Source organism: Cognatishimia activa (assembly GCF_026016445.1).
Classification (GTDB): domain Bacteria; phylum Pseudomonadota; class Alphaproteobacteria; order Rhodobacterales; family Rhodobacteraceae; genus Cognatishimia; species Cognatishimia activa_B.
The window spans coordinates 122,756-136,800 of record NZ_CP096147.1 but is presented as its reverse complement, the minus strand read 5'-3'; the positions used below and the strand labels follow the sequence as shown (position 1 = coordinate 136,800).

General features: G+C 53.8%; 9 protein-coding genes. 1 reads left to right on the top strand and 8 read right to left on the bottom strand.

The window, feature by feature from the left end; all coding sequences use genetic code 11:
• Positions 1-16 precede the first annotated feature (16 nt).
• From rpsG to M0D42_RS00635, 5 genes are all read right to left on the bottom strand, one after another.
• Complete coding sequence (gene rpsG, locus M0D42_RS00655; protein ID WP_265019695.1) at positions 17-487, bottom strand: 30S ribosomal protein S7; 471 nt, start codon at positions 485-487, stop codon at positions 17-19.
• 15 nt (positions 488-502) lie between these two features.
• Positions 503-874 (bottom strand): 30S ribosomal protein S12, encoded by a 372-nt coding sequence (gene rpsL / locus M0D42_RS00650; protein ID WP_009810698.1) that lies wholly within the window; start codon positions 872-874, stop codon positions 503-505.
• 293 nt (positions 875-1,167) lie between these two features.
• Positions 1,168-1,539 carry a MerR family transcriptional regulator gene (locus tag M0D42_RS00645; RefSeq protein ID WP_265019694.1) on the bottom strand — a complete coding sequence of 124 codons (372 nt, stop codon included), beginning with the start codon at positions 1,537-1,539 and terminating at the stop codon, positions 1,168-1,170.
• Positions 1,540-1,636: 97 nt separating this feature from the next.
• Positions 1,637-2,401, bottom strand: coding sequence for an SDR family NAD(P)-dependent oxidoreductase (locus M0D42_RS00640; protein ID WP_265019693.1), 765 nt, complete (start codon positions 2,399-2,401; stop codon positions 1,637-1,639).
• Positions 2,402-2,544: 143 nt separating this feature from the next.
• The gene (locus M0D42_RS00635) at positions 2,545-3,510 is read right to left on the bottom strand and encodes an LLM class oxidoreductase (protein ID WP_265019692.1); all 966 of its coding nucleotides are present in this window, start codon (positions 3,508-3,510) and stop codon (positions 2,545-2,547) included.
• Between the two features lie 170 nt (positions 3,511-3,680).
• On the opposite strand from M0D42_RS00635, the gene M0D42_RS00630 reads away from it, so the two are divergent.
• On the top strand, positions 3,681-4,502 hold the full coding sequence (locus M0D42_RS00630; protein WP_330221182.1) for a putative rhamnosyl transferase: 822 nt from the start codon (positions 3,681-3,683) through the stop codon (positions 4,500-4,502).
• Here M0D42_RS00630 and M0D42_RS00625 read toward each other — a convergent pair.
• The 3 genes from M0D42_RS00625 to rpoB form a co-directional block, all read right to left on the bottom strand.
• Complete coding sequence (locus M0D42_RS00625) at positions 4,499-5,383, bottom strand: DMT family transporter (protein ID WP_265019691.1); 885 nt, start codon at positions 5,381-5,383, stop codon at positions 4,499-4,501. The two genes, M0D42_RS00630 and M0D42_RS00625, sit on opposite strands and share 4 nt — an antisense overlap.
• A 149-nt stretch (positions 5,384-5,532) precedes the next feature.
• Positions 5,533-9,780 (bottom strand): DNA-directed RNA polymerase subunit beta', encoded by a 4,248-nt coding sequence (rpoC, locus tag M0D42_RS00620; protein WP_265019690.1) that lies wholly within the window; start codon positions 9,778-9,780, stop codon positions 5,533-5,535.
• Between the two features lie 53 nt (positions 9,781-9,833).
• The gene (rpoB, locus tag M0D42_RS00615) at positions 9,834-13,970 is read right to left on the bottom strand and encodes a DNA-directed RNA polymerase subunit beta (protein ID WP_265019689.1); all 4,137 of its coding nucleotides are present in this window, start codon (positions 13,968-13,970) and stop codon (positions 9,834-9,836) included.
• Positions 13,971-14,045 lie beyond the last annotated feature (75 nt).

Below are 14,045 nucleotides of genomic sequence, written 5' to 3'. Positions count from 1 at the left end.
AGAATACCTTTTGGAATTACCAGCGATAGTGGCTGAAGGCTTTGTTAGCTTCTGCCATCTTGTGAGTATCTTCGCGCTTCTTAACAGCGGAACCACGGGAGTTCACAGCATCCAGAAGCTCACCCGCCAGGCGTTCTTCCATGGTGTTTTCGTTACGACCACGGGATGCGGAGATCAGCCAGCGGATGGCCAGTGCTTCGCGGCGCTCTGGGCGAACTTCAACAGGAACCTGGTAAGTCGCACCACCAACACGACGGGAGCGAACCTCGACGGATGGTTTGATGTTGTCCAGTGCTTCGTGGAACACTTCGACAGGGGCGCGTTTTACTTTGTTTTCAACACGGTCCAGCGCGTTGTAAACGATTTTTTCTGCAACGGATTTTTTGCCATCGATCATGAGGTTGTTCATGAACTTGGACAGAACGCGGTCACCAAACTTTGCGTCTGGCAGAATTTCGCGTTTTTCAGCAGCGTGACGACGAGACATTTATAAATATCCTTCTTACTTAGGACGCTTCGCGCCGTACTTGGAACGACGTTGCTTACGATCTTTAACGCCTTGGGTATCCAGAACACCGCGGAGGATGTGGTAACGGACACCCGGAAGGTCTTTTACACGGCCGCCACGGATCAGAACCACAGAGTGTTCCTGAAGGTTGTGGGATTCACCTGGGATGTAAGAGATAACTTCGAAACCGTTGGTCAGACGAACCTTCGCAACTTTACGCATCGCGGAGTTCGGTTTCTTAGGAGTTGTTGTGTAAACGCGTGTGCAAACGCCGCGTTTCTGTGGGCACTGCTCCAGGTGCATGGACTTGGAGCGCTTGATTTTTGGCTGACGCGGTTTGCGGATCAGCTGTTGGATCGTTGGCATAGGGGTTTCCCGTTCCTAACTCATTTATGCATGGGTGTCCCCATACGCTCATATGTGCTGCGCCGCGTGTGTCCACATAGCGCAAAAGCCGCAAATGTTCCCGTACCGAGGCGAACATCGCGGTTAGTTTCCAGAGGGTGCACGCTTCAAAGTAGCGCGGACCTTAGCCACTGAAATTTTGATTGCGGCGACAGGGACATCTCCCCTTAGCCGTATGGTTCGCGCGTATAGGGGGAGTCGGGAGGCATGTCAACAGCATGCCAAGTGTCCAATGGAGTGAAGCCTGCTCGGGCTTAAAGCTCAAGCGGTTCCGCAGCCAGACCTTGTTTCAATTCTTCGATCCGGTCAAGCACAGCTTGCTTACGCGCGTCTAGGTCAGCCTGCAGTCGCTCGATATGCTCCAGTTTTTCCTGCATTTTGATAACCCCGCCCTCACACGGCCCTGCCCCTTCATCCGACAAACAGGCACTCATCGATTTGATTTCGCGGGTTGAGAACCCTGTCGCTATGAAGTCACGAATTCGACCAGCTCTGCGCAGATCGCTTTCACTGTAACGGCGATACCCGTTTTCAGAGCGATCAATCTCGATCAGGCCCTCGTTTTCATAGTGACGCAACATACGCTGTGTGATGCCGAGCTTTTCGGCAGCTTCTTTGGCTTGCATTCGGAAATTCCTTCATCAGCAGAGATCAAATGTGATCTCCGTGGTCTTGGTTCAAGAATTGCGCCGGTCAGACACATGATATCTGACCGGCAAAGAACTACACTCGCTGCGACCAACCACCGTCGACAACAATCACTTGACCTGTCAGCCACTCATTTGCCGAGCTTCCAAGGCGAAGGATCCAGGGTAGAATATCTTCAGGAGTACCACGACGCTCCAACGGCACCTGTTCGGCTTCCTGCTGTTCGATCTGCGCAGCCATCTCTGGCGGCAATCCCATCATGCCGGTCAGCGCTCCGCTTTTGACCGGACCGGGCGCAATCGCGTTAACGCGGATTCCATGACTCGCGAGTTCCACCGCCCAAGATCGCGTGAGGTATTCCAAAGCAGCCTTTGTAGCGCCGTAATGCGCAACCATCGGTGCAGCATTTTGCGAAACTGCAGTGGTAATATTCACAATCGCGCCGCGACTTTCTTTCAACGCCTCAAAGCTTGCCTTCACCAAAAGCGACGGTGCAACGATATTGACCTCTGACATGTTCACGATTGCAGCCGGATCATAGGCTTCTAATGGCATCGGGTGACCCGCACCAGAATTGTTCACCACAAGATCTATCCGCCCCCATAAAGCCATGGCCTTACTGACGATCTGCTCTGCACTGTCTGGATCAGCGCTGTCGATCTGAAGTCCTTCAATAGAGGAAGACAGCTCTGCAACGCTCGAAAGCCGCTCCATATTGCGCCCGGTGATCAAAACCTTTGCGCCCAATTCGGCAAGCTCCAAAGCTGCAGCGCGACCAATGCCCGAGCTTCCACCCGTCACAATCGCCACTTTATCTTGCCAAATACTACTTTGTGTCATCTCGCAATGTCTCCTATCTGCGAACGATTCAATCGTGTTGAGCAGACAGGCCTAGCGGCTTGACACTAGCGTCAGGGTCAAGGCCAAATTGCGAAGGAAAAGCGATACAAAGCTTAAAATTCTGATTTGCCGAAAGCTGGTGATCAAACCGCTGCAGTGAAATGAGGCAAAACCTCTTCCGCTAAGCGATACAACGTCTCTTCAATATCTGCATTGTTGTAACGCAGGTTGAGCGCCACGTGGTTTACACCAATCTCTTCGAGCTGCTTGAGGTGATCACGCAGAAAGTCTGTACCAGCAGCATATCCCAAGGCAATTGGTCGCGCGGGTGCCGAATTCGTGGCCATGACGTCAATGTAGAGAGATTGCATCACGGGTTTATCTGAAGAACAAACTGCCCGAACGTTTTCGCGATACGCATCAATGGCCTGCTCTTGCGCGTCCAACCTACGTGGATAGGTCATCCAACCATCTCCAAATTCGGCACCCCATTCCGGGGTCTGCTGAGCTCCGCCGGTCATAAGCAAAGGAATACGTCCAGAATCCGGTTTCGGCAGCATATCCATATGGCCATTCAGTCGCCCCTGTTGACCTTCAAATTCTGGGAAATCCTGAAAGGTGGCACGGATATAGTTGATGCTGTCTCGAAAGCGCGCGGCACGGCCCTCATAGTCTGCCGCCAGTGCTGGATATTCTTCAGGCCTATCCCCTGACGCAACACCCAAAAGCATACGACCGCCAGAAAGCATATCGACAGACGCTGCACCTTTGGCAACATGCGCAGGATGGCGCAAAGGCAAGACTGCACTGGCGATACCAAGCCCGATATCTTTCGTCATCGTTGCCAATGCACCGAGATAAACAAATGGGTCAAGCATCTGACCGACATCGCCAAATGCAGGAACATTAAAAGGAATGTCGCGCAGCCAAAGCGCCGAAAAGCCAAGTTTCTCGGCCAGTTGCGCGCGCTCTATGTGACGCTCCATCGTAGGCGCGTCGCCAATTGTGTAGGCCTCTAAAGGGCTGATCAGGCCAATCGTCAGTCGTCCCGGCTGAAAGGTCCGGTTGTATGCGCGGTTAAACTCCGGAAACTCACTTAATTGGCCCATAACCTGCCTCTTATCATCTGAACGGAACGTCCGCGCCACCATGCGCATATCTCAGAAGGAAAGAAAGGATACAAATGCGGGCTGCAGGGGCGAAGGGATCTTTGTTGCGCTTATCCTGTCCCGCTGGCATTCTTTGGGCAATTTATCGAACAGACATTGAGGGCACAACTTTGAACAGTCAGGACATGCAGGTCATCGGGCTTTGTCGCTTTTCCTATCCTGCCTATGGCGGCTTTCAAGTTGAACATGAAAGCATCGAACAACGTCGTGCCTACCTTTATGCCCCGGAGCGCATGGATGACCGGATGCGAACATTCGAAACCATCGCCCTGCCCGGTTTAAAGGCACAGACGGATCAAAATTTCGAATTCTTGATCGTCGTTGGGACCTGTCTACCGTCCCATTACCGCGCGCAACTCGAAGCGATGATCGCCGATATGCCTCAAGCCAAAATCGTCGCTGAGGAACCTGCGAAACATCGCCCGGTGATGAAACGCGTGATCAACCGACATCTGCGCGAGAATTCAATCCTGCCAAGTTTGCAGTTTCGTCATGACGATGACGACGCGGTTGCTGTAAACTTTGTCGAACGCTTCCGCGAGGCGGCTGCGGATTGCAGCGGTCTGCTCGCAAAGGCTCCGACAGTTGGGATCGACTTCAACCGAGGGTATTCGGCACGACCGACAGCGAGTGGCATGCTCTCAACGCCCTCTTTCATGCCCTATTACGGTGTGGCACTTGGGCTTTCAGTCGCCCCATACGTAGACCAGACTATTATGAATTTCAGCCACAATAAGCTCAATCAAGTGATGCCGACGGTGACCTTTTCAGATGAAGACATGTTTGTGCGGGGTCACAACGACTTTAACGACTCCCGCCAGAAGGCAAATGTGAAACGGGTCAATCTAGAGCCATTGGATTTTTCAGGCGAGATGCATTTCAAAGAACGCTTCGCTATTGATAGTGACCAGATCCGAAGCACCTTTGGCTAAGCCTCCAATTTTCGGGATTTAACTTTGGCCTCCCGATAAAGCGTGAAGATGCCTGTCCCAACGACGATGGCCGCACCAATTAGGGTGAGGAAGTCGGGCCATTCATCAAAAAATACGAGACCGAATATTAGGGCAAAGATCAGGCCTGTATATCGAAATGGCGCAACAAAAGAGACGTCTCCGATCCGCATCGCCAAAACCGAGAATACATAACCCAATCCCAGTAAAAAAGCGGCCGCAGCGATCATGGTTTGAATCTCGAAGGTCATTGGTTGCCATCCGGTTTGGGTCATGGCGACAAAGCCGTAAAGCGTCACGGCCAGGGACATCGCAAGCGCAGCTGTCAGTGACGGCACATATTTTGACATTCGCCGGGCAGCAAGATCCCGGATCGTCACAAAGAAGACCGTCGCCAAAGCATATAGACTGCCGCTGGAGAAGCCTTCAGGTCCTGGTCTAACGATCAGCAACATCCCGCAAAAACCGATCAAAATGGCTGTCAGGCGCCTCCAACCGAGCGGTTCTTTGAAAAAAAGTGCTGCTGATAACGCGAGGCTCAGCGGGAGCACCTGCAGGATCGCCGTTGCATTCGCGAGCGGAAGCAATGTGAGCGAGGTGAGGAACAGATAGGCGGCGATCACCTCAGCCACGCTTCGGATCAACATCAATTTGCCATCACGCTTGGAAACGTTCAGCACGAGGGCGCGTTGTTGCCAAGCAAGCAAAGCGATCAATGCGCTGCATAGGACGCCACGCAAAGCTTGGTACTGCGGCAAAGGTACATCCACTAGAATGATCTTTGTCAGTACATCACCAGATGAAAAGGCCGCCATCAGCGCTATCATGAACATCGCACCGCGCGTGTTATCTGTTACCGCCATTCACCTGCTCCATTACCACCAGGCGGAGATTGCTTGTTTTTGACCAAAAGGCAAATCGCGTTTCTTGATAGGTGCGTTCACAATATGTGTCTGAAAACAAAAAGCCCCGGCACATTGGCCGGGGCTTTCTAATTTGATTGAGGCAAAGATTACTCTTCACGGCTCTCTGGTGTGTCGACCGGAGCAGTTTCGAATACATCCGCTGCGCCGAAGTCATCCGCAGATGGTGCCGCCAGGGCAGCCGCTGCTTCAGCTTCTTCGCGACGTGCTTCGATCACCACGTTGTCGCGAGACTGCGCAACCTGACGAACCGCTTGGGTCGCACCACCGGTACCGGCTGGGATCAGACGGCCCACGATGACGTTTTCTTTCAGACCAACCAGCTTGTCTTTCTTACCTTGGACAGATGCCTCGGTGAGAACACGTGTGGTTTCCTGGAAGGACGCCGCAGAGATGAACGAACGTGTCTGCAGGGAGGCTTTAGTGATACCCAACAGGATCGGCTCGCCTTTCGCCGGACGCTTACCACGGGAAATTGCTTTCTCGTTTGCAGCGTCAAACTCTTGCTTGTCGACATGTTCGCCTTTGAGCAGCGTGGTTTCACCAGAGTCCTGGATCTCCCATTTCTGCAGCATCTGGCGCACGATGACTTCGATGTGCTTGTCGTTAATTTTAACACCTTGGAGGCGGTAAACTTCTTGCACTTCGTCGATCATGTAGTCAGCCAGAGCCTCGACACCCATGATAGACAGGATGTCGTGCGGCGCTGGGTTACCGTCCATGATGTATTCACCCTTCTGGATGAAGTCACCTTCGCCAACTGGGATGTGTTTGCCCTTTGGCACCATGTATTCCACTGGCTCCATGGACTCATCTGCTGGCTCGATCGAGATACGACGCTTGTTCTTATAGTCGCGGCCAAAGCGCACGTAACCATCGATTTCGGCGATGATCGCGTGGTCTTTTGGACGACGTGCTTCGAACAGTTCCGCAACCCGTGGCAGACCACCGGTGATGTCTTTTGTTTTCGTGCCTTCCCGTGGAATACGCGCGATAACGTCACCAGCTTGAACCTCTTGGCCATCTTCAGCGGACAGGATCGCATCGACAGACATTGGGTAGTGGACAGGGTTGCCCGCATCGTTGCGTACTGGCTCACCATCTGCATCGACCAGAATGATTTCTGGCTTCAGCTCGTTGCCTTTTGGCGCGGAACGCCAGTCAGAAACGATTTTCTGGGTCATACCAGTTGCATCGTCGGTCACGTCACGAACAGCGATACCGGACACAAGGTCCACGTATTTCGCTTTACCGGCTTTCTCAGCGATGATTGGCAGTGTGAACGGATCCCATTCAAACAGCTTGTCGCCACGACCGATGTTTTGACCGTCTTTGACAAACAGCTTGGAGCCGTAACCCAGCTTGTGAGTAACACGGGAGTCGCCATTGCCGTCGATGATCTCGAGCTTCATGTTGCGGCCCATCACCAGAGTTTCGCCATTCGCGTTCTCCAGCACGTTGGTGCCTTCGAAACGAATGGTGCCTTCTTGGCTTGCTTCCTGGAAGGACTGCTGGCCACCCTGCGCAACACCACCAATGTGGAATGTACGCATTGTCAGCTGTGTACCAGGTTCACCGATGGACTGTGCCGCGATGATGCCGACAGCTTCGCCAGTGTTCACCATGGTGCCGCGTGCAAGGTCACGACCGTAACACTTGGCACAGACGCCCTCTTCCGCTTCACAGGTCAGAGGTGAGCGGATGCGTGCAGAAGCAACACCCGCTTCATCGATAGCATCCGCCATCAATTCGTCGATCAGTTGACCTTCAGCCACCAGGATCTCATCGGAGCCCGGACGCTTGATGTCTTCTGCGGCCACACGACCCAGAACACGTTCTGCCAGAGTTGCGACAACCTCACCGTCGTTGACCGCTGCTTCCGCAGTGATCGCGTTTTCGGTGCCACAATCGTCCATACGAACGATACAGTCTTGTGCAACGTCCACCAGACGGCGTGTCAGGTAACCAGAGTTCGCAGTTTTCAACGCCGTATCCGACAGACCCTTACGGGCACCGTGGGTGGAGTTGAAGTACTCAAGAACGGTCAGGCCTTCTTTAAAGTTCGAGATGATCGGTGTCTCGATGATGTCGCCGTTCGGCTTTGCCATCAGACCGCGCATACCACCCAGCTGCTTCATCTGAGTAACGGAACCACGCGCACCGGAGTGAGCCATCATGTAAACAGAGTTTGGCTCTGCTTCAGCGCCATTCTCTTCGGTCTTCGCCGCAGAGATGGTGCCCATCATCGCGTCGGTGACCTTGTCGTTACACTTTGACCACGCATCAACAACTTTGTTGTACTTTTCGCCCTGAGTGATCAGGCCGTCCATGTACTGCTGTTCAAAGTCCTTCACCTGCGCACGGGTGTCATCAACGATGCCCCATTTGTCATCAGGGATAACCATGTCGTCTTTGCCGAACGAGATGCCGGCCTTAAAGGCTTCTTTGAAGCCCATGGACATGATCTGGTCACAGAAGATCACAGACTCTTTCTGACCGCAGTAACGGTAGACGGTGTCGATGACTTTCTGAACGTCCTTCTTACGCAGAAGGTTGTTCACCAGCTCAAATGGCGCTTTTGCGTTCTGTGGCAGCAGTGCACCCAGCTTCACGCGACCAGGAGTGGTCTCGTAGCGCTTCATCACTTCCAGACCGTTCTCGTCGATCTGTGGGATACGCGCTTGGATTTTTGCGTGCAGGTGTACTTCACCGGAGTCCAGTGCGTGCTCTACCTCTTCCACGGAAGAGAAGACCATGCCTTCACCCTTCATGCCGTCACGTGCAATGGTCACATAGTAGAGACCCAGGATCATGTCCTGAGAAGGAACGATGATCGGTGCACCGTTTGCAGGTGACAGTACGTTGTTGGTGGACATCATCAGAACACGGGCTTCCAGCTGAGCTTCAAGGCTCAGTGGTACGTGTACCGCCATCTGGTCACCGTCGAAGTCCGCGTTAAACGCAGAACATACGAGCGGGTGCAGCTGGATCGCTTTACCTTCGATCAGAACCGGTTCGAACGCCTGAATGCCAAGACGGTGCAGCGTAGGCGCACGGTTCAGCATAACCGGGTGTTCGCGGATCACCTCATCAAGGATGTCCCAAACTTCTGGACGCTCTTTTTCCACCAGTTTCTTGGCTTGCTTCACAGTGGAAGACAGGCCTTTGGCTTCAAGGCGGCTGTAGATGAACGGCTTGAACAGCTCCAGCGCCATCTTCTTCGGAAGACCACACTGATGCAGTTTCAATTCAGGACCGGTCACAATCACGGAACGACCAGAGAAGTCGACGCGTTTACCCAAAAGGTTCTGACGGAAACGACCCTGCTTACCTTTCAACATATCGGAAAGGGATTTCAGAGGACGTTTGTTCGCGCCAGTGATCACGCGGCCACGGCGACCGTTGTCAAACAGAGCGTCAACAGACTCTTGCAGCATCCGCTTTTCGTTGCGGACGATGATGTCAGGTGCGCGCAGTTCGATCAGACGCTTCAGACGGTTGTTCCGGTTGATCACACGACGATAAAGGTCGTTCAGGTCAGATGTCGCAAAACGACCACCATCCAGAGGCACCAGTGGGCGCAGTTCTGGTGGGATCACTGGGATCACGGTCAGAACCATCCACTCTGGGCGGTTGCCGGATTCCAGGAAGGATTCCACAACTTTCAGACGCTTGATGATCTTCTTAGGCTTCAGCTCGCCTGTCGCTTCCGCCAGTTCCGCACGCAGGTGCTCGGCTTCTGCTTCCAGATCGATCATAGACAGCATGTCACGGATCGCTTCCGCACCGATGTTGGCAGTGAAGGCATCCATGCCGTATGCGTCTTGCGCATCCATGTACTCTTCTTCGGTCAGCATCTGGCCGTATTGCAGGTCGGTCAGACCCGGCTCGATGACAACGTAGTTTTCAAAGTACAGAACACGTTCCAGATCACGCAGTGTCATGTCCAGCATCAGGCCGATGCGGGATGGCAGCGATTTCAGGAACCAGATGTGTGCGACAGGTGCTGCCAGCTCGATGTGGCCCATACGCTCACGGCGTACTTTTTGAAGCGTAACTTCAACACCACATTTTTCGCAGACAACACCGCGGTATTTCATGCGCTTATATTTGCCGCAGAGACATTCGTAGTCTTTGATTGGGCCAAAAATACGTGCGCAGAACAGACCGTCACGCTCTGGTTTGAACGTACGGTAGTTGATGGTCTCTGGCTTTTTGATTTCGCCGTAAGACCAAGACAGGATCCGCTCTGGAGACGCCAGGGAGACTTTGATTTCGTCAAAGACTTTTGGCGGTGTCAGAGGGTTAAACGGGTTATTCGTCAGTTCCTGGTTCATTTGTTTACCTCAAATTCGTGCGGAAGGGTGGAAGGGAAGAAGGACCGAGGTCCTTATTCCTCAACCTCCGCATCCAGGAGTTCCATATTCAGGCCGAGACCGCGGACTTCTTTCACGAGAACGTTGAAGCTCTCTGGGATGCCCGCTTCGAAGTTGTCTTCGCCCTTGACGATGCTTTCGTAGACCTTGGTCCGGCCTGCAACGTCGTCCGACTTGACGGTGAGCATTTCCTGCAGGGTGTATGCAGCGCCGTAAGCTTCCAGAGCCCAGACCTCCATTTCCCCGAAACGCTGACCACCGAACTGCGCTTTACCGCCCAATGGCTGCTGAGTAACCAGCGAGTATGGACCAGTGGAACGCGCGTGGATTTTGTCATCCACAAGGTGGTGCAGTTTCAGCAGGTATTTCACACCCACAGTCACAGGACGTGCAAACTGTTCACCGGTACGACCGTCAAACAGGATGGACTGACCGGATTGGTCAAAGCCAGCACGGACCAGAGCGTCGTTCACGTCGCCCTCTTTCGCGCCGTCAAAGACTGGTGTCGCGATTGGAACACCACGGGTCACGTTGCCCGCTGCTTCGATCAGCTGATCTTCTTCCATGCCCGCGATGCCTTCGTTGTAGACATCTTCGCCATAAGCAAGCGCCATGGCTTCGCGAACTGGTGTCAGATCGCCTGTGCGACGGTAGTCACCCAGAGCGTCGTCAATCTTGATACCCAGACCACGGGCTGCCCAGCCCATGTGCGTTTCAAGGATCTGACCAACGTTCATACGGGACGGAACGCCCAGTGGGTTCAGACAGAAGTCGACAGGTGTACCGTCTGCGAGGAACGGCATGTCTTCCATAGGCACAACCTTGGAAATAACACCTTTGTTCCCGTGACGACCCGCCATCTTATCGCCCGGCTGAAGCTTACGCTTCACAGCGATGAAGACTTTGACCATCTTCATGACGCCTGGCGGCAGATCATCGCCGCGACGGACTTTTTCGACCTTGTCTTCAAAGCGCGCGTCCAGAGCACGTTTCTGTGCTTCGTACTGTTCGTGCAGCGCTTCAACGATCTGTGCGTCGCTTTCCTCTGCCAGAGCCAGCTGCCACCACTGACCGCGGGTCAGCATGGACAGTAGATCTTCAGTGATCTCGGAGTTCGCTTTGACGCCTTTCGGGCCTTTCACAGCAACCTTGCCGATGATCAGATCGCGCAGACGGGCGTAGATGTTACGATCCAGGATCGCCAGCTCGTCGTCACGGTCACGCGCCAGTGCTTCCACTTCTTCGCGTTCGATCTGAAGCGCACGTTCGTCTTTTTCAACGCCGTGGCGGTTGAAGACGCGCACTTCCACAACAGTACCGAAGTCACCTGGCTTAACACGCAGAGATGTGTCGCGCACGTCGGATGCTTTCTCACCGAAGATGGCGCGCAGAAGCTTCTCTTCTGGCGTCATTGGGCTTTCGCCCTTCGGAGTGATCTTACCGACGAGGATGTCACCCGGTTCTACGTCCGCACCGATGTAAACGATGCCTGCCTCGTCGAGGTTACGCAGCGCTTCTTCACCGACGTTTGGAATGTCGCGGGTGATTTCCTCTGGGCCAAGCTTCGTGTCACGTGCCGCGACTTCGAATTCTTCGATATGCACCGAAGTAAAGACGTCGTCACGCGCGATACGCTCGGAGATCAGGATGGAGTCTTCGTAGTTGTAGCCGTTCCAAGGCATAAACGCGACGACCACGTTTTTACCGAGGGACAGTTCACCCAGATCGGTAGATGGACCGTCAGCGATCACTTCGCCTTTGCCAACCTTGTCGCCTACTTTCACCAGCGGACGCTGGTTGATGCAGGTGTTTTGGTTGGAACGCTGGAACTTGCGCAGACGATAGATGTCAACGCCCGCGTCGCCCAGTTCGAGGTCTTCGGTTGCGCGAATAACGATACGCTGCGCATCAACTTGGTCGATGATACCTGCGCGTTTCGCCTGGATCGCCGCACCTGAGTCGATCGCAACTTTGCCTTCGATACCTGTACCAACAAGCGGCGCTTCTGCGCGTAGCAGAGGCACAGCCTGACGCATCATGTTCGAGCCCATCAGAGCGCGGTTCGCGTCGTCGTTTTCAAGGAACGGGATCAAGGATGCCGCAACAGAAACCAACTGCTTTGGTGATACGTCGATCAGGTCAACGTTGTTCACTGAGGCCATGGTGTAATCGCCCGCCTGACGGGTGTTCACCATTTCGTTCTGGAAACGACCTTCGCCGTCGAGCTGCGCGTTCGCCTGAGCGACAGTGTGGCGCATCTCTTCGGTGGCGGACATATAGTGCACTTCGTCGGTGACCTGACCGTCTACAACCTTACGATAAGGTGTTTCGATGAAGCCATATTTGTTGACGCGTGCAAATGTCGCCAGAGAGTTGATCAGACCAATGTTTGGACCTTCCGGCGTTTCAATCGGACACATACGACCGTAGTGGGTTGGGTGCACGTCGCGCACCTCAAAGCCAGCACGTTCGCGGGTCAGACCGCCTGGGCCAAGCGCCGAGAGGCGACGCTTGTGCGTCACTTCAGACAGCGGGTTGGTTTGGTCCATGAACTGAGACAGCTGTGAAGAGCCGAAGAACTCACGAACGGCCGCCGCCGCCGGTTTCGCGTTGATCAGATCCTGAGGCATGACAGTGTCGATTTCGACAGAGGACATACGCTCTTTGATCGCGCGCTCCATGCGCAGCAGGCCAACACGGTATTGGTTTTCCATCAGCTCGCCAACGGAACGTACACGACGGTTTCCGAGGTGGTCGATGTCGTCCACGTCGCCTTTGCCGTCACGCAATTCAACCAGCGCTTTGATACAAGACACGATGTCTTCTTTGCGCAGGGTACGCTGAGTGTCTTCTGCATCCAGAGCCAGACGCATATTCATCTTCACGCGGCCAACCGCGGAGAGGTCATAACGCTCGGAATCGAAGAACAGAGTGTCAAACAGCGCAGACGCCGCTTCAACGGTCGGAGGCTCACCCGGACGCATCACACGGTAGATATCCATGAGCGCGGTTTCGCGGTTCATGTTCTTATCTTGCGCCAGTGTGTTGCGGATGTAAGGACCAACGTTGACGTTGTCGATGTCCAGAACAGGAATGTCGGTGATGCCCGCATCCAACAGCTCTTTGACGGAACCGCCAATGATATCGCCGTCTTTGTCGTATTCGAATGTCAGCTCATCGCCAGCTTCGACATAGATCGCGCCGGTTTCTTCGTTGATGATGTCTTTCGCAACGAATTTGCCAACGATCTGATCGTAAGGCAGCAGCAGCTCTGTAACTTCGCCCTCTTCGATCAGTTTCTTAACCGCGCGAGGTGTTACTTTCTTGCCCGCTTCCGCGACTACTTCGCCAGAGGCTGCATCCACCAGATCATAGGCAGGACGTGTGCCGCGCACGCGCTCTGGGAAGAACTTGGTGACCCAACCTTTGTTCTTGTCCAGTTTGTAATCAACGGTGTCGTAATAGGCGTCACAGATGCCTTCCTGGTCCAGACCCAGTGCATAAAGCAGAGTGGTCACAGGCAGTTTGCGGCGACGGTCGATACGGGCAAAGACGATGTCTTTTGCGTCGAATTCGAAGTCCAGCCAAGAGCCGCGATATGGGATAATGCGGCAAGCAAACAGCAGTTTACCGGAAGAGTGTGTTTTGCCTTTGTCGTGGTCAAAGAACACGCCTGGGGAACGGTGCATCTGAGAAACGATCACACGCTCGGTGCCGTTTACGACAAATGTGCCGTTCGGTGTCATCAGAGGCATGTCGCCCATGAAGACGTCTTGTTCTTTGATGTCTTTAACAGATTTCGCGCCTGTATCTTCGTCGATATCAAACACGATCAAACGCAGAGTGACTTTCAGCGGCGCTGAGTAAGTCATGTCGCGTTGCATACATTCTTCGACGTCATACTTCGGCTTTTCCAGCTCGTAGTTGACGAATTCCAGAATGGAGTTTTCGTTGAAGTCCTTAATCGGGAACACCGATTGGAACACACCTTTGATGCCTTCGCCGTCCAGCGGCATATCTGCATCGCCGGAGCGAAGGAAAAGATCGTAAGAGGATTTTTGAACCTCGATCAGGTTCGGCATCTCCAGCACTTCGCGGATTTTGCCGAAATACTTGCGCAAGCGTTTCTGGCCAAGAAAAGTTTGAGCCATGTTCGATGACACCTTTCAATTTCTCATCGGGTCAGCATGCCGTCGGGCCCCGGCACCTTTCCCTTTCGAGACAGA